The organism is Sinomonas sp. RB5 (assembly GCF_054063535.1).
The window spans coordinates 108615-123872 of the sequence record NZ_JBSSGJ010000009.1 but is presented as its reverse complement, the minus strand read 5'-3'; the positions used below and the strand labels follow the sequence as shown (position 1 = coordinate 123872).

Annotated in this window: 16 protein-coding genes; 9 read left to right on the top strand and 7 right to left on the bottom strand. The window is 71.1% G+C overall.

Going from position 1 to position 15258, the window contains the following annotated elements; all coding sequences use genetic code 11:
• Nucleotides 1-129: 129 nt before the first annotated feature.
• The gene (locus tag ACVWWH_RS12280) at nucleotides 130-636 is read right to left on the bottom strand and encodes a MarR family winged helix-turn-helix transcriptional regulator (RefSeq protein ID WP_457316764.1); all 507 of its coding nucleotides are present in this window, start codon (nucleotides 634-636) and stop codon (nucleotides 130-132) included.
• 148 nt (nucleotides 637-784) lie between these two features.
• Here ACVWWH_RS12280 and ACVWWH_RS12275 point away from each other — a divergent pair, with 148 nt between their 5' ends.
• The 7 genes from ACVWWH_RS12275 (at nucleotide 785) to ACVWWH_RS12245 (ending at nucleotide 9966) form a co-directional block, all read left to right on the top strand.
• Nucleotides 785-1009 carry a hypothetical protein gene (locus tag ACVWWH_RS12275; protein WP_457316763.1) on the top strand — a complete coding sequence of 75 codons (225 nt, stop codon included), beginning with the start codon at nucleotides 785-787 and terminating at the stop codon, nucleotides 1007-1009.
• Nucleotides 1006-1707, top strand: a complete 702-nt coding sequence (locus tag ACVWWH_RS12270) for a sigma-70 family RNA polymerase sigma factor (RefSeq protein WP_457316762.1) — start codon at nucleotides 1006-1008, stop codon at nucleotides 1705-1707. Before ACVWWH_RS12275 ends, ACVWWH_RS12270 begins: the two co-directional genes overlap by 4 nt.
• Before the next feature lie 100 nt (nucleotides 1708-1807).
• Nucleotides 1808-4018: a glycogen debranching protein GlgX gene (gene glgX, locus ACVWWH_RS12265; RefSeq protein WP_066499185.1), complete on the top strand. Its 2211-nt coding sequence runs from the start codon at nucleotides 1808-1810 to the stop codon at nucleotides 4016-4018.
• A 23-nt stretch (nucleotides 4019-4041) separates the two neighbouring features.
• A complete protein-coding gene (treY, locus tag ACVWWH_RS12260; RefSeq protein WP_457316761.1) occupies nucleotides 4042-6447 on the top strand; it encodes a malto-oligosyltrehalose synthase in 2406 nt (801 codons plus the stop codon).
• A complete protein-coding gene (gene treZ, locus ACVWWH_RS12255) occupies nucleotides 6440-8269 on the top strand; it encodes a malto-oligosyltrehalose trehalohydrolase (protein ID WP_457316760.1) in 1830 nt (609 codons plus the stop codon). The genes treY and treZ overlap by 8 nt, the downstream gene beginning before the upstream one ends.
• Nucleotides 8270-8340: 71 nt before the next feature.
• Entirely contained in the window at nucleotides 8341-8940 is a 600-nt protein-coding gene (locus tag ACVWWH_RS12250; protein WP_457316759.1) for a PRC-barrel domain-containing protein, read from the top strand.
• Nucleotides 8941-9081: 141 nt separating this feature from the next.
• A complete protein-coding gene (locus ACVWWH_RS12245; protein WP_457316758.1) occupies nucleotides 9082-9966 on the top strand; it encodes a DUF2382 domain-containing protein in 885 nt (294 codons plus the stop codon).
• A 97-nt stretch (nucleotides 9967-10063) separates the two neighbouring features.
• On the opposite strand, the gene ACVWWH_RS12240 is transcribed toward ACVWWH_RS12245, so the two are convergent.
• The 4 genes from ACVWWH_RS12240 to ACVWWH_RS12225 form a co-directional block, all read right to left on the bottom strand.
• On the bottom strand, nucleotides 10064-11161 hold the full coding sequence (locus tag ACVWWH_RS12240) for a tartrate dehydrogenase (RefSeq protein WP_457316757.1): 1098 nt from the start codon (nucleotides 11159-11161) through the stop codon (nucleotides 10064-10066).
• Between the two features lie 91 nt (nucleotides 11162-11252).
• Nucleotides 11253-11657, bottom strand: a complete 405-nt coding sequence (locus ACVWWH_RS12235; protein WP_457316756.1) for a hypothetical protein — start codon at nucleotides 11655-11657, stop codon at nucleotides 11253-11255.
• 39 nt (nucleotides 11658-11696) lie between these two features.
• Nucleotides 11697-12056: a J domain-containing protein gene (locus ACVWWH_RS12230; protein ID WP_457316755.1), complete on the bottom strand. Its 360-nt coding sequence runs from the start codon at nucleotides 12054-12056 to the stop codon at nucleotides 11697-11699.
• 68 nt (nucleotides 12057-12124) lie between these two features.
• Nucleotides 12125-12547 (bottom strand): Hsp20/alpha crystallin family protein, encoded by a 423-nt coding sequence (locus ACVWWH_RS12225; protein WP_066499169.1) that lies wholly within the window; start codon nucleotides 12545-12547, stop codon nucleotides 12125-12127.
• Between the two features lie 138 nt (nucleotides 12548-12685).
• On the opposite strand from ACVWWH_RS12225, the gene ACVWWH_RS12220 reads away from it, so the two are divergent.
• Complete coding sequence (locus ACVWWH_RS12220) at nucleotides 12686-12997, top strand: MerR family transcriptional regulator (RefSeq protein ID WP_066499168.1); 312 nt, start codon at nucleotides 12686-12688, stop codon at nucleotides 12995-12997.
• 452 nt (nucleotides 12998-13449) lie between these two features.
• Here ACVWWH_RS12220 and ACVWWH_RS12215 read toward each other — a convergent pair whose 3' ends face one another.
• Complete coding sequence (locus ACVWWH_RS12215) at nucleotides 13450-13713, bottom strand: GlsB/YeaQ/YmgE family stress response membrane protein (protein WP_066499166.1); 264 nt, start codon at nucleotides 13711-13713, stop codon at nucleotides 13450-13452.
• Nucleotides 13714-13895: 182 nt separating this feature from the next.
• Here ACVWWH_RS12215 and ACVWWH_RS12210 point away from each other — a divergent pair, with 182 nt between their 5' ends.
• Nucleotides 13896-14792 (top strand): diacylglycerol/lipid kinase family protein, encoded by an 897-nt coding sequence (locus ACVWWH_RS12210; RefSeq protein WP_457316754.1) that lies wholly within the window; start codon nucleotides 13896-13898, stop codon nucleotides 14790-14792.
• Between the two features lie 76 nt (nucleotides 14793-14868).
• On the opposite strand, the gene ACVWWH_RS12205 is transcribed toward ACVWWH_RS12210, so the two are convergent.
• Nucleotides 14869-15186, bottom strand: coding sequence for a PLD nuclease N-terminal domain-containing protein (locus ACVWWH_RS12205; RefSeq protein ID WP_084249534.1), 318 nt, complete (start codon nucleotides 15184-15186; stop codon nucleotides 14869-14871).
• Between the last annotated feature and the right edge of the window lie 72 nt (nucleotides 15187-15258).

Below are 15258 nucleotides of genomic sequence, written 5' to 3'. Positions count from 1 at the left end.
GGCACGCTGCTCGACCCCCGCGGCCTGGATCAGTCGAACGCGAGGCCGCTTTCTGATTCTGTTCGAGTCCCTTCGGAGAAGCAATCACTCGTCATAATTATGCGGCCGGCCCGCCCCGCCCGCGCCGCGTCAGGCGCGCTTGGCGGGCTCGATCTGGTCCACCGCCGCGCGGATGCCCTCGAGGAAGCCGATCACCGTCTCCGCCTCGTCCTCGCTGAGGGCGCCGGCGGCGGCGATCATCCGCTCGTGCATGGCCCCGAGGGTCTTGCGGACCTCCTCGTCCGAGCCTGGGGTGGGGCGGAGCACGAGGGCCCGGCGGTCCGTGGGATGGGGCTCGCGGCGGACGTGGCCGCTGCGGACCAGCCGGTCAATGAGGCTCGTCATCGACGCGGAGGTGATGCCCAGGCGCACGGCAAGATCCTTGGGACTGAGCTGCTGCCCGCGGGAGTCCGCCTCGAGGAGGTAGCGGAGCGCCAGGAGGTCGGTCTCGCCCATGGACATCGAGTCCCGGGTGCGCCGGCGCATCGCCGACTCGGCGGCCTTGTAGTCGCGCAGCGCGTTGAGCACGCGGACCGCGCGCGTCTTCTGCGCGGTGTCCTGCTGGTACCAATAGCCCGCTGCATGGCGCGTCTGCATCCCCACCCTCCCGAGATAGCTAGATCATCTAGCAATCCATCATAGCGTCATTAACTCTTTCCCCCTGCGACTCGACTTCACCCTTCTGCTCGTATATAACTAGCTAGGCTAGCTACTAATACGAAGGTCTAGCTTTAAGGAGAGGCGCATGCTGCTCGATCCCCTCGCTCCCGCCGAGCCGGCGGCCACCCCGTCCGGCGCACCCACCCACTGCCAGGAGCCCATGCGGCTCGCCGCGTCCGCCGGCACCTCCGACCCCTCGGGGGAGGGCGCACCGCTGGACTGGCGCTGCCGCTGCGGCTTCCGCCTCGACGCCGGCCTCATTCCGCTGCCGTTCCCCGGATCGCACGACGGCGGGCTGGTGGCCTCGTGAACCCGGCTCACCTCGCGCTCGAGCACCTCGCGGTCGCCGACGCCGTCGCCGCCCGCCACCGCTACCCGGGCCACGACCCCGAGGACCTCCGGCAGGTGGCCCGGATGGGGCTCGTCATGGCTGCCAACCGCTACGAGGAGAGCCACGGCAGCGGGTTCGCCGCCTACGCCGTGCCCACCATCACCGGCGTGATCAAGCACCACATCCGCGACACCTCCTGGGCGGTACGGCCCCCGCGCCAGGTGCAGGAGCTGCGGCTCGAGGTCAACGCCGCCCGCCGCCGGCTCTCCCAGGAGCTCGGCCACGAGCCCACCGACGCCGAACTGGCCCGCGAGACGGGCACCAGCGCCGAGCGGGTCGCCGAGGCCCAGACCGCCAATGCTGCCCTCTCCGCGGTGCCCATCCAGCCGGTGGACCCGGACGACGGCCAGCCCGCCCACGCCTGGTCAGTGCTCTCCACGGTCGAGGAGGGCTACGAGCAGGTCGAGACGCGCGAGGTGCTCCGGAGCCTGCTCGCGGGCCTCGCGGCCCAGGAGCAGCGCCTCCTCGTGCTGCGCTTCGTGGACGAGATGAGCCAGAGCGAGATCGCCACGGTGATCGGGGTCAGCCAGATGCAGGTCTCCCGGCTCCTGCGCCGGGTCCTGGACCGCGTGCGGCGCCGGGCCGCCGAGGAGGCCTTCCGCGAGGCCATCGCCTGAAGATGTGTCACACGCGCCGCCCCCGGATAAAGGTCGCCTAGACTCGCGGGGGATGCCCCCACCCGGCCCCAAGAGGGCCGCACAGCAAGGAGCTTGCACCATGGAGAAGGACATCTGGCCGGGTACGGCCTACCCCCTCGGCGCCACGTTCGACGGCACCGGCACGAACTTCGCGATCTTCAGCGAGGCTGCCGAGAAGGTCGAGCTGTGCCTCTTCGACGAGGAGCGCAACGAGCAGCGCTTCGAGCTGACCGAGGTGGACGGGTTCGTGTGGCACTGCTACCTGCCGCACGTCCAGCCCGGCCAGCTGTACGGCTACCGCGTCCACGGCGGCTACGACCCCGGCACCGGGCAGCGCTGCAACCCCAACAAGCTGCTCCTTGACCCGTACGCCAAGGCCGTCATGGGCCAGCCGGACTGGGCCCAGCCGCTGTTCTCCTACAACTTCGGCGACCCGAACAGCCGCAACGATGAGGACTCCGCGCCGCACATGATGCTCGGCGTGGTCACGAGCCCCTTCTTCGACTGGCAGGGTGACTCCCAGCTGCGCGTGCCGTACCACCGCACCGTGGTCTACGAGGCGCACGTGAAGGGGCTCACCGAGCAGCATCCCGAGGTTCCCGAGGAGCTGCGGGGAACCTACGCAGGCGTGGCCCACCCCGCCGTCGTCAATCACCTCACCAAGCTCGGGGTGACCGCCATCGAGCTCATGCCCGTGCACCAGTTCGTGGACGATTCCACGCTGCAGGACAAGGGCCTGCACAACTACTGGGGCTACAACACCATCGGCTTCTTCGCCCCGCACGCCGGGTACGCCTCGAGCGGGGACACCGGCCAGCAGGTGCAGGAGTTCAAGGCCATGGTGCGCACCCTGCACCGCGCCGGCATCGAGGTGATCCTCGACGTGGTCTACAACCACACCGCCGAGGGCAACCACCTGGGCCCCACCCTGTCCTTCCGCGGCATCGACAACGGCGCGTACTACCGCCTGGTCGAGGACGACCTGCAGTACTACATGGACTACACGGGTACGGGCAACTCCCTCAACGTCCGCCACCCCCACTCGCTGCAGCTCATCATGGACTCGCTGCGGTACTGGGTCACCGAGATGCACGTAGACGGCTTCCGGTTCGACCTCGCCGCGACCCTGGCCCGCGAGTTCTACGACGTGGACAAGCTCTCCACCTTCTTCGAGCTCATCCAGCAGGACCCGGTGGTCTCCCAGGTCAAGCTCATCGCCGAGCCCTGGGATGTGGGCCCCGGCGGCTACCAGGTGGGCAACTTCCCGCCGCAGTGGACGGAGTGGAACGGCAAGTACCGCGACACCGTCCGCGACTTCTGGCGTGGAGAACCCTCCACCCTGGGCGAGTTCGCCTCCCGTCTCACCGGCTCCGCGGACCTGTACGAGAACAGCGGCCGGCGGCCCGTGGCCTCGGTCAACTTCGTCACGGCGCACGATGGCTTCACCCTGCGCGACCTCGTCTCCTACAACGAGAAGCACAACGAGGCCAACGGCGAGGACAACAACGACGGCGAGAGCCACAACCGCTCCTGGAACTGCGGGGCCGAGGGCCCCACGGACGACCCGGCCGTGCTCGAGATGCGTGCCCGCCAGCAGCGCAACTTCATCGCCACGCTCCTGCTCTCCCAGGGCGTGCCCATGATCGCCCACGGCGACGAACTGGGCCGCACGCAGCAGGGCAACAACAACGTCTACTGCCAGGACAACGAGCTCTCCTGGATCGACTGGGCCAACGCGGACAACCCGCTCGTGGAGTTCACGGCCGCCGTGACCCGGCTGCGCGCCGAGCACCCGACGTTCCGCCGCAGCCGCTTCTTCGACGGCCGGCCGGTGCGCCGCGGCGAGGGGCAGCCGCTGCCGGACATCGAGTGGCTCGGGACCGAGGGCCTGCCCATGGTCCCCGAGGACTGGGACGAGGCCCTGGGTCGCAGTGTGGGCGTGTTCCTCAACGGGCACGGCATCCACGGACAGGACATGTACGGCCAGTCCATCGCGGACGCGCACTTCCTGCTGTACTTCAACGCCGACGACTCCGACGTGGACTTCTGCCTCCCCGGGCAGGAGTACGCGCCCGGGTGGGACGTGATGCTGGACACCTCGGGCCAGTCCGCGGGGGAGCAGGAGATCAAGGCGGAGGAGATCCTCACCGTGCCCGCCAAGAGCCTCGCCGTCCTGCGGGCCCACGAGAACCACGAGGAGGAAGTGGACCACTCCGTGGCGGCGTCCCTGGCCGCCCAGGCCGGCTCCGCCACCACGAACCAGCCGTCCATCAGCACCGCCGGCCAGTAGCCCCGGCCACGCGAAGGAGTCCCGTGAAGATCCCCGCCTCGACCTACCGCCTCCAGATCCGCCCCGAGTTCACGCTGGACGACGCCGCGCGGCTCGTGCCGTACCTGGCCTCCCTCGGCGTGGACTGGCTCTACCTCTCCCCGCTGCTGGAGTCGGTGGGCGCCTCCGAGCACGGCTACGACGTCTCGGACCCCTCCCGGGTGGACCGGGAGCGGGGCGGGCGCGAGGCGCTCGAGCGGGTCGCGGCCGCAGCGCACGGGGCGGGGATGGGGATCCTCGTGGACATCGTGCCGAACCACCTCGGCGTCGAGGTCCCCGAGGAGACCCCCTGGTGGTGGGACCTGCTCCGCGAGGGCCGCGGCTCCCGCTACGCCGAGGCCTTCGATGTGGACTGGGACGCCGGGGACGGGAAGGTGCTCCTGCCCGTCCTCGGCTCGGCCGAGGACCTCGGCCTGCTCAAGGTCGAGGGCGAGCGGCTCTGGTACTACGAGCACTCCTACCCGCTCGCTCCGGGCACCTACGCCGACGGCGATTCGGCGGAGGCCGTGCACGAGCGCCAGCACTACCGGCTCGTCCCGTGGCGCGAGGCGGACGACCGCCTGAACTACCGCCGCTTCTTCGCCGTGAACACCCTCGCCGGCGTGCGCGTCGAGGTGCCGTGGGTGTTCGAGGAGAGCCACGCCGAGGTGCGCCGCTGGCTGGAGGCCGGGCTCGTGGACGGGCTCCGAATCGACCACCCGGACGGGCTCCGCGACCCGGCCGCGTACCTCGAGCGGCTCCGCGAGCTCTCGGGCGGGGCCTACACGCTCGTGGAGAAGATCCTCGAGCCGGGGGAGGCGCTGCCCGCGGACTTCCCGTGCGAGGGCACCACCGGCTACGACGCCCTCGGGCTCGTGGACCGCGTCCTCGTGGACCCGGCGGGGGAGGAGCCGCTCACGGCCCTCGACACCGGCCTGCGGGGGGAGGCCGCGGACTATGCGGAGATGATCCACGGGACCAAGCGCTGGATGGCTGATGGACTCCTGCACGCCGAGATCCTCCGCCTGGCCCGACTCGCGGCCGCGCCGGCGGTCGGAGGCGGCGTCGGGGGGAGCGAAGCCGAGTCGGAGTCCCTCGACGTCCTCGCCGACGCCCTCGCCGAGATCGCCGCGCACTTCCCGGTCTACCGCACCTACTTCAGGGACATGACCCCTCAGCACGGGGACGTGACCCCTCAGCAGGGGGGCGGGGAGCACGACGCCGCCGTCCTCGCCGAGGCGTGCCGCGCCGCCGCCGCGCAGCGCCCCGAACTCGCCGGGACGATCGGGGCCCTCGAGCCCCGGCTCGCGGACCCGTCCGAGGAGCTGTGCCGACGGTTCCAGCAGACCACCGGCATGATCATGGCCAAGGCCGTGGAGGACACCGCCTTCTACCGCTACAGCCGGCTCGGCACCCTCACCGAGGTCGGCGGGGACCCCACGGCCTTCGCCCTGGCCCCCGCCGCATTCCACGCCGAGCTCGCCGAGCGGGAGCGCCACCTCGGGCACTCCATGACCACGCTCACCACGCACGACACCAAGCGCAGCGAGGACACCCGCGCCCGCATCACCGTGCTCGCCGAGCTCGCCGACGAGTGGGCGCAGGTGCTCCCGCGGCTGCTCGAGGCCGCGCCGCTCGAGGACGGGCCGCTCGCGAACCTGCTGTGGCAGGCCATCCTGGGCGCCTGGCCGGCCGAGGAGGACCGCCTCGTCCAGTACGCCGAGAAGGCCGCCCGCGAGGCCGGGGTGCACACCCTCTGGACCGACCCGGACGAGGCCTTCGAGGACGCCGTCCGCCGCCTCGTGCACGCCGCCGTGGACCCGGCCAGCGGGGCGCACACGGCCATCTCCGCCTACGCCGAGCGCGTCGCCCCGTTCGGGGCCTCCAACGCCCTCTCCGCCAAGCTGATCCAACTCGCCATGCCCGGCGTCCCGGACGTCTACCAGGGCACCGAGTTCTGGGACCGGTCCCTGTGCGACCCGGACAACCGGCGCACCGTGGACTTCGCCGCCCGCGCCGAGGCCCTCGCCGCGCTCGACGCCGGCATGCCCGTGCTCGGCCCGCTCGCCGAGGAGGCCAAGCTCCTCGTCGTCTCGCGCACCCTGCGGCTGCGCCGCGACCGGCCCGAGCTCTTCGCCGGCTACGCCCCGGTCGAGGCGGAGGGCCCCGCCGCGGAGCACCTCGTGGGCTTCCGGCGCGGAGAGCGGGGCGTGACGGCGCTCGCGACCCGTCTCCCGGCCGGCCTCGAGCGCGACGGCGGCTGGGGCACCACCACGGTCCGGCTCGCCCGGGCGGCCCGGGACGCGTTCACCGGCCGGTCCTTCGGACCCGGCGACGTACTGGTGGGCGAGGTGCTGGGCACGCTGCCGGTGGCACTGCTCGTCCCCGAGGAGGAGGACCACCATGCCTGAGCACCGCCGCGACGCAGCAGAGCAGTCGGCCCCCGGCTCGGTCTGGGCGCCCATCCCGTCCCGGGTCGAGCTGGTCCTGGGCGGCGAGCGGCTGCCCCTGGAGGATGCAGGCGGCGGGTGGTGGGCGCCGTCGTCCGCCGAGGCCTCGACGGTGGCCTCCGCGCTCGCCGCGGGGGAGCGCTACGGCTACGTCCTCGACGGCGAGGGGCCCTTCCCGGACCCGCGCTCGCGCCGCCAGCCCGAGGGCGTCCACGAGCTCTCCGCCGGGTTCGACCCGTCCCGGCACGCGTGGGGCGATGACGGCTGGACCGGACGCCAGCTCGCCGGCTCCGTGGTCTACGAGCTGCATCTGGGCACGTTCACCCCGGAGGGGACGCTCGACGCCGCGGCCGCCCGCCTGCCCTACCTGGCCGAGCTGGGCGTCGGGTTCGTGGAGCCCCTGCCGGTCAACGCGTTCAACGGCCCCTACAACTGGGGCTACGACGGCGTGCTCTGGTACGCCGTCCAGGAGCAGTACGGCGGCCCCGAGGCCTACCAGCGCTTCGTCGACGCCGCGCACGCGGCCGGGATCGGCGTGATCCAGGACGTGGTCTACAACCACCTGGGCCCCAGCGGGAACTACCTGCCCAAGTTCGGCCCGTACATGCTCTCCGGCGCCGCCACCGGGTGGGGCGACGCGGTCAACCTCGACGGGCCCGGCTCGGACGAGGTCCGCGCGTTCATCCTCGGCAACGCCCGGATGTGGCTCGAGGACTACCGCGTGGACGGGCTCCGGCTCGACGCCGTGCACGCCTTCCAGGACCACCGCGCCCTGACCCTCCTCGAGGAGCTCGAGGACCTCGCCGAGGCAGTGGGCCGGGAGACCGGGCGCCGCAAGGTCCTCGTGGCCGAGTCGGACCTCAACGACCCGCGCCTGGTCAACCCGCGCCGCGCCGGTGGCTACGGGCTCGGCGGCCAGTGGGACGACGACGTGCACCACGCCCTCCACGTGGCCCTCACCGGCGAGGCGGACGGCTACTACGAGGACTTCGCCGACCCGGACGCCCTCGCCAAGGTCCTCCTCGGCGGCTTCTACCACGACGGCAGCTACTCGAGCTTCCGCGGCCGGCACCACGGCAGGCCGCTCGACCCCGACCTCGTGCATCCCTCCCAGCTCGTGGTCTGCACCCAGAACCACGACCAGGTGGGCAACCGCGCCGTGGGGGACAGGCCAACCGCCGCCCTCGGATGGGACGCCAAGGCGGTCGAGGCCGTGCTCGCACTCACCACCCCCTTCACCCCCATGCTCTTCATGGGCCAGGAGTACGGGGCCACCACCCCGTGGCAGTTCTTCACCTCCCACCCCGAGCCGGAGCTCGCCGAGGCCACCGCGAAGGGCCGGCTCTCCGAATTCGAGCGGATGGGCTGGGACCCCGCCCAGGTGCCGGACCCGCAGGATCCCGCCACCCGGGAGCGGTCCGTGCTGGACTGGTCCGAGGCGCAGACGCACGACGGCGCCCGCCTCCTTGCGCTCTACCGGCGCCTCATCGAGGTGCGCGCCGAGCTGCCCGGGCTGTGGTCCGGCCGGCTCGACGAGACCGAGGTGATCGCCGGCGGCGGAGGGGCCCCCGGCGAGGACGGCGGACCGCGCTGGATCTCGTGGCGCCGGCCCGGCGCGATCGTGTGCGTCGGGTTCGGGCCCGGCCCGGTGGACGTGCCGCTGCCGGAGGGCTTCGCCGGCGCCGCGGCCGTGGCCACCGATCCCGGGTGCGCCGTGGTGGGCACCGCCTCCGGCGACGCCGTGCGCCTGCCGGGCCTCGCCGCCGTCGTCCTCTCGGTCTGAAGCCGTTCCCTGGGGAGGTCAGTGGGTAAGTACCCCTGCACACAGTCCACTGACCTTCAGGAGGAACGGCCATGATCACACGCGAAGACCTCGAGGGGCTCAAGCGCGGCAGCGGGGACGTCATCGGGCAGGACGGCGAGAAGATCGGACGGCTCAGCGGGCTCTACGTCGACGACGACACCGAAGACCCCGCGTGGGTCACGGTCAAGACAGGCCTGTTCGGCCTGAAGGAGTCGTTCGTCCCCTTGCGGCAGGCGACCATGCGCGGGAGCGATCTCGTGGTCCGGTGCACCAAGGACCAGGTCAAGGACGCTCCGCGGATCGACCCCGAGGGCCATCTCGACCCCGGCGAGGAGGACCGCCTCTACCGGCACTACGGTGTCCCGGGCTCGCAGGGCCCGGCCGTGGGCTCCCAAGGCCTGAGGGTGATGACCGCGGACGAGAACCTCGACCCGATCAAGGGGGACACCGGCTCGGTCTTCGACGAGGGCGGCTCGGCCTACGGCGCGGGCAGCGGGTCCGCAGGCCTCGCGGGCACTGACGACGAGTCGTCCGAGGGCGCCAGCGAGGTGCCGGAGGGCCGGGCCGCCCCCGGGGCCGAGCGGCAGGGCAACGTCGGCCCGAAGGAGACCAGCGACATTCCCGGGGTCCACGACAAGCGGAGGGCCTGACAGCGCTTTTCTCCTGTGATTGTTTGCCGCCCCGCCCCAGTGGCTATCAAGCGGAGTATCGCGGCCGCTGAGACGCCGCGGGTCCTCAAGAAGCGGGGGCGCTCCAGAATGCACATTCCAATGGCCTGAAGGAGAACCACCATGGTCACACGCGAGAACATCGAGACTCTCGGACGCGGCGGCGGAGACGTCATCGGACAGGACGGGGAGAAGATCGGCGGGATCGGCGAGCTCTACGTCGACGACGAGACCAACCAGCCCACGTGGGTCACGGTCAAGACCGGACTCTTCGGCACGAGGGAGTCCTTCGTTCCCCTCGACGGTGCGGACGTGCGGGGCGACGACCTCGTGGTCCCGTACACGAAGGACCAGGTGAAGGACGCGCCGCACGTCGATCCCGACGGGCATCTCGAGCCCGGCGAGGAGGACCGGCTGTACAAGCACTACGGGCGCTCCAACGGCGCAGCCCAGGGCGTCCGGGACACCGCGGGCACGCAGACCGGCTCGGTCTACGGCGAGGGCGGCGCGGCCTACGGCGGCACCGGCGAATCGGCGGGCCTGGCAGGCACCGACACGGAGCGGACCGAGAACGCCAGTGAGGTCTCCGGCACCGGCACCGTGGGCCGCGACACCTCGGGGCCCGCCACGGACGATGCGATGACCCGCTCCGAGGAGCGGCTCAACGTGGGCACCGAGCGGCAGGAAGTCGGCCGCGCCCGGCTCCGCAAGTACGTCACCACGGAGAACGTCACCAAGACCGTCCCGGTCCAGCGGGAAGAGGTGCGCGTGGAGCGCGAGCCGATCACGGACGAGAACCGGGGCGCCGCCATGGACGGTCCCGACCTCTCGGAGGAAGAGCACGAGGTGACCCTCCACGAGGAGCGCCCCGTGGTCGACAAGGAGACCGTGCCCGTCGAGCGGGTCCGCCTCGGCACCGAGACCCGCACCGGCGAGGAGACCGTGAACGAGGAGGTCGCCAAGGAGCACATCGAGACCGATGGCTTCGACGAGGGCCGCAGGCCCTGACCTCGGCTGACCTGGAAGGGCGCGGGGAGGATGGACACCGTCCTCCCCGCGCCCTTTCGCTTGTGCCCGGCGTGGGAATTCCCAGGCCGTGGGCCGCTCAGGCCTGCGGGGAGGCTCCGGCGAGGATCCCGTCCGCTACCGCCTTGCCGAGCGACTGGGTGGACCCGTCGCCGCCGAGGTCCGGGGTCAGCACCTCGCGCGGGCCGCCCGCCAGGACCTTCTCGAAGGCGCGCTGGATCCCGGCGGCGGCCTCGCGCTCGCCGAGGTGCTCGAGCATCAGGGCAGCGCTCCAGATCTGGCCGACGGGGTTGGCGATGCCCCTTCCCGCGATGTCCGGGGCGGAGCCGTGCACGGGCTCGAACAGGCTCGGGAAGCGGCGCTCGGGATTGATGTTGGCGCTCGGAGCGATCCCGATGGTTCCGGTGCAGGCCGGGCCGAGGTCGGAGAGGATGTCCCCGAAGAGGTTGCTGCCCACGACTACGTCGAACCAGTCCGGGTGGAGGACGAAGTTGGCGGCCAGGATGTCGATGTGGAACTTGTCCACGTCGACCTCCGGGTACCGGCGGGCCATCTCCTCGACGCGCTCGTCCCAGTAGGGCATGGTGATGGAGATGCCGTTGCTCTTCGTGGCGGAGGTCAGGTGCCTGCGCGGTCGGCGCTGGGCCAGCTCGAACGCGTACGTGAGGACGCGGTCCACCCCGGTGCGCGTCATCACGGTCTCCTGGATGACCGTCTCGCGGTCGGTGCCCTCGAACATCTTCCCGCCGATGCTCGAGTATTCTCCTTCGGTGTTCTCCCGGACCACGTAGAAGTCGACGTCCCCCGGGGAGCGGCCGGCGAGCGGGCTCTTCATTCCTTCGAGCAGCTTGACCGGCCGGAGGTTGACGTACTGGTCGAAGTGCCGGCGGAACTGGATGAGGCTGCCCCAGAGCGACACATGGTCCGGCACGACCTCGGGCCAGCCGACGGCTCCGAAGAAGATCGCGTCGTAGGCGCTCAGCTGCTCGAACCAGCCGTCGGGGAGCATCGTGCCGTGCTTGAGGTAGTAGTCCGCACTCGCGTAGTCGAACTCCGTGGTCCTCAGCTCGAAGCCGTAGGCCTCGGCGGCGGCCTCCAGCGCGCGCACGCCCTCGGGCACCACCTCCTGCCCGATGCCGTCACCTGCGATGACCGCGATGCGATGGGTCCTGGTCATAATCGGTCCTTCTCCGCTGTGGATGGCGCTTCAGTCACCGCTAGCGTAGGAGAAGAAGCTCCAGACGAGGGCAGAGGCCGGCCGCAGCGCGTCAGGTGCCGAAGATGAAGGCCTCCGCGTGCGCCACCGCCTTGTGGAACGAGTCGTTGCGCAGGGCCACCGCGTCCTTGCTCGCCGCGGTGCCGTTGGCCACGGCCTCGATGTAGCTCGACAGGCCCGGGGGCCGCAGCACCCAGATGCCCCCGGAGGGAGGCAGATAGAACACGGCGAACGAGCGCGCCGTGGGATCGTCCTCCCACACCGGCACGACGGCGACCGCCGCTCCCGTGTCCACGTTGATCCACTGGGCGCGCGGCCGTGGCTGCTCGTTCTCGAACACGCTGGGGTCCAGGAACGGGGCCGTCCCCTCGCCCCACTTCTCCTCGAACCTCTCGTGGAACACGGGGAACAGCGTGGTGTCGTAGCGGCGCCAGCCGCTGCTCTGCTCTGGGCTCACGGCCCCTCCTTCACAGGCGATGGATCAACGGGCTCCGGCTCAGCGGAACCAGCGGAAGAGGAACCACAGGAGGTCCTCCTCCCTCAGCGGCTCGTCCATCGGCGTCCTGGGAGCGAGCCACACGGGGCGGCGCGGCGGCGGTTGGGCCCACAGGGCGGTCTCGGCGCGCGCCAGCGCGGCGTCGTAGGCGGCCCGGCGGTCGTCGCGGCCGAGCACTGCGTACGCGTCCATCACCTCCTTGAGCCGTTCGCGGTCACTGTCGGAGCCGGTCCCGCACCCGTCCGGGCCAACGCCGTCGGGATGCAGTTCGCGGACGAGCCGCCGGTACGCCGCGCGGATCTCCTCCCGGCTCGCCGTCCGGTCCACTCCGAGCACCTCGTAGAAGTCCCTCGCGCGCATGGCAGCCTCCGCACGGTGGAGGCCGCGGGCCCCGGCCGGGCTGCCTGCCCGGCCGGGGCGGCGGTCCCTCAGGCCGCGATCTCCCTCTTCGACGACTTTGTGGAGACCGCGATCTTGCGCGGCTTCGCCTCCTCAGCCACGGGGATGCGCAGCGTCAGCACGCCGTCGGCGTAGCTCGCGGTGACCTTCCCGGTGTCCAGGGCGTCGCCGAGGATCAGCTCGCGGCCGAACGTGCCGGACGGGCGCTCCGCCGCGACCACCTCCGCGCCGTCCGGCCGGTGCGACTTCCGCTCTGCGCGGACCGCGAGGACGTTGCGCTCGACGTCGACGTCGATCGTCTCCGGGTCCACGCCCGGCAGGTCGAATTCCACCACGAACTCGCCGTCCTCGCGCCAGGCCTCCATGGGCATGGTCGTGGGCCTGGATGCGGTACCGAAGACCTGCTCCGTCAGGCGGTCGAGCTCACGGAATGGATCGGTTCGCATCAGCATCTCTGCCACCTCCAGATGTTCGATATCGGATTGCCAAAGACTTCCTCTGTAGGGCGATCACCCTTGGATCTGCCTCTACAGACACAGATATAGTATTTCGGAAGGAAGAGATCAAGGGGTTGTCGGAAGGAAAGCGGCATGGCACGCGAGCGGCGCTCCTCGGAGGGCGTGTACGCGATCTCGGTGGCGGCCGAGCTCTCCGGCATGGCCCTCTCGAGCCTGCGCCTGTACGAGCGCAAGGGCCTGCTGACGCCCTCCCGCACCGACGGCGGCACGCGCCGCTACAGCGAGGACGACGTCGAGCGGCTGGGCCGGATCGCCGACCTCGTCGAGGCGGGCCTCACCATCGAGGGCATCCGGCTCGTGCTCGAGCTCGAGGACGAGAACGCGCGGCTGCGGCGGGAGCTGGACAGCCTCCGGTCCGCAGCTCGACGTGGCAGGCCCGACTGAGTGCACACCCCACCAACCATCTGAAAGTCACCTCCTGAAGGTCAAAGTCCTGACAATTACCCCCAGGAGGTGACTCCCAGAAGGTGCCCTTCAGAAGGACTCGCAGAAGGTGACTCCCAGATGGGGTGAGCGCGGGCGCACGAGGCGGGCGGCCGGCGTCGTCCCCCCAAAAAATCTGAAAGTCACCTCCTGAAGGTCAAAGTCCTGACAATGACCTACAGGAGGTGACTCTCAGAAGGTGCCCTTCAGAAGGACTCGCAGAAGGTGACCCCCAGATGGGGTGAGCGCGGGCGCACGAGGCGGGCGGCCGGCGTCGTCCGCCCCCCAAAAATCTGAAAGTCACCTCCTGAAGGTCAATGTCGTCACAAAGACCTACAGGAGGTGACTCCCAGAAGATGCCCTTCAGAAGGTGACTCTCAGGAGGTGACCTTCAGAAGGGGAGGGGCGGGGGGTCAGGCCCGGCGCTTGGCGAGCGCCCCCCAGATGAGCAGGACGATGAGCGATCCGACGATCGCGGTCACCCAGGTCCGGATCTCGAAGAAGCTGCCCAGCGTGTTGCCGCCGAAGATCAGCCCCCCAATCCAGCCCCCGAGGATGGCACCGACGACGCCGAGCAGAAGGGTCACCAGCCAGCCGCCGCCCTGCCTGCCCGGCAGGATGGCCTTGGCGATGGCCCCAGCGATGAGTCCGAGGATGAGGAACCCGAAAAATCCCATGTCAACTCCCTAGATGGTGCGAGCATGATCGGTTTTTCCGCTTGCGGTGGAAGCCAAGCTGCCTCTGTAGTAGCACGCCAGCCGCGCCGGGTCACGGCGCGCGGCACTCCGTTGCCGCATCTTTACCGGGGAACGGTTCGGTAACGTTGGACCCCAGACAACGCAGAGGATGAGGGGGCCCCGTGGAGGCGCTGATCGTGAATCCCGTCAAGCAGGGCGCGGAGGCGGTCGTGGAGTCCTTCCGTGCCCGCTGCGCCGCGCGCGGGGCGGAACCGCTCGTGCTCGAGACCACCGTCGAGGACCCGGGGGCGGGGATGGCCCGGGAGGCCCTCGACAAGGGCGCGCAGCTCGTGGTGGTGGCCGGCGGGGACGGCACCGTGCGCGCCGCCGCAGGGGCGCTCGCCGGCACCGGGACGCCGCTCGGGGTGGTCCCGCTCGGCACTGGGAACCTGCTGGCCCGCAACCTCGGGCTGCCGATCGACGACCCCGAGCGCGCCCTGGACACCGCCATGGGCGGCGCGGAGCGGCGCATCGACGTGGCCTGGGCCAAGATGGACGACGGCGACGAGCTCGCCTTCGTGGTCATGGCCGGCCTCGGCCTCGACGCGACCGTCATGGCCAACACCGACGACGACCTCAAGGCCAAGGCCGGCTGGTTCGCCTACGTGGTCTCGGCCGCGCAGAACATCGTGGGCGAGTCCCACCGCATCCGGGTCGACGTGGACGGCCAGCTCGCGATGGACCGGCGCCAGCGCGGGGTCATGGTCGGCAACTGCGGCCGCATCCAGGGCAACGTCGAGGTCTTCCCCGGGGCCAAGGTGGACGACGGCATCCTCAACGTCCTCGCCGTGGCCCCCAGCGGCTTCCGCGGCTGGTTCCGCGTGGTGGGGGCGCTCCTGAGCAGGTTCCGCCGCCACTCCCCGCCCGACCTCGGGCACTTCGAGGGCAAGCGCGTCCGGCTCGCCAGCGCGCACCCGCACGACATCCAGCTCGACGGCGACCACCTCGGCCAGGGCAGGGTGTTCACCGCGCGCGTCGACCAGGGGGCCCTCACGGTGCGGGCGCCGCAGGGGGCCTAACCGGCCCGGGCGCACCGGCCACGCCGGGAGCGCGCGGTGCGCCCCCGGCGTCGTGCGCCGGTCTACGGAAGGGGGCTCAGCCGAGCTTCTTGCCGATCGAGACCCCCATCGAGGTCTTCAGGCCCGAGGAGGCCGCGCTCGTCCCGGAGCCCTTCGCCGCCGGCGCCGGGCTGTGCTTGCGGCCCAGGAGGAAGTACGCGATCGGGCCGATCGTGTTGATGAAGCTCGCCGCGGCCCACGCCGCCTTCGGGCCGTTGACCTGGTCCTTCGGCCGCTTCGCGAGGTCCCGCAGCGCCGCGCCCTGGAGCGCGAACTGCACGAGGGCGCCCAGGACGACGCCGAAGCGCTGGCCGCCGCTGAGCTCTGACCACTTCTTGTTCTTCTTGCGTCCCATTCCGCCAGTCTAGGGACCGGGCAGCGGGCGGGGGAGTGCCACGCGGATAGGATGAGCCGAGCAGCGGAGCCC

Bases quoted from the DNA above. Each gene is read 5' to 3' on its own strand.
- ACVWWH_RS12280 (WP_457316764.1), bottom strand. From the start codon at position 636: ATGCAGACGCGCCATGCAGCGGGCTATTGGTACCAGCAGGACACCGCG.
- ACVWWH_RS12275 (WP_457316763.1), top strand. From the start codon at position 785: ATGCTGCTCGATCCCCTCGCTCCCGCCGAGCCGGCGGCCACCCCGTCC.
- glgX (WP_066499185.1), top strand. From the start codon at position 1,808: ATGGAGAAGGACATCTGGCCGGGTACGGCCTACCCCCTCGGCGCCACG.
- treZ (WP_457316760.1), top strand. From the start codon at position 6,440: ATGCCTGAGCACCGCCGCGACGCAGCAGAGCAGTCGGCCCCCGGCTCG.
- ACVWWH_RS12250 (WP_457316759.1), top strand. From the start codon at position 8,341: ATGATCACACGCGAAGACCTCGAGGGGCTCAAGCGCGGCAGCGGGGAC.
- ACVWWH_RS12245 (WP_457316758.1), top strand. From the start codon at position 9,082: ATGGTCACACGCGAGAACATCGAGACTCTCGGACGCGGCGGCGGAGAC.
- ACVWWH_RS12240 (WP_457316757.1), bottom strand. From the start codon at position 11,161: ATGACCAGGACCCATCGCATCGCGGTCATCGCAGGTGACGGCATCGGG.
- ACVWWH_RS12230 (WP_457316755.1), bottom strand. From the start codon at position 12,056: ATGCGCGCGAGGGACTTCTACGAGGTGCTCGGAGTGGACCGGACGGCG.
- ACVWWH_RS12225 (WP_066499169.1), bottom strand. From the start codon at position 12,547: ATGCTGATGCGAACCGATCCATTCCGTGAGCTCGACCGCCTGACGGAG.
- ACVWWH_RS12220 (WP_066499168.1), top strand. From the start codon at position 12,686: ATGGCACGCGAGCGGCGCTCCTCGGAGGGCGTGTACGCGATCTCGGTG.
- ACVWWH_RS12215 (WP_066499166.1), bottom strand. From the start codon at position 13,713: ATGGGATTTTTCGGGTTCCTCATCCTCGGACTCATCGCTGGGGCCATC.
- ACVWWH_RS12205 (WP_084249534.1), bottom strand. From the start codon at position 15,186: ATGGGACGCAAGAAGAACAAGAAGTGGTCAGAGCTCAGCGGCGGCCAG.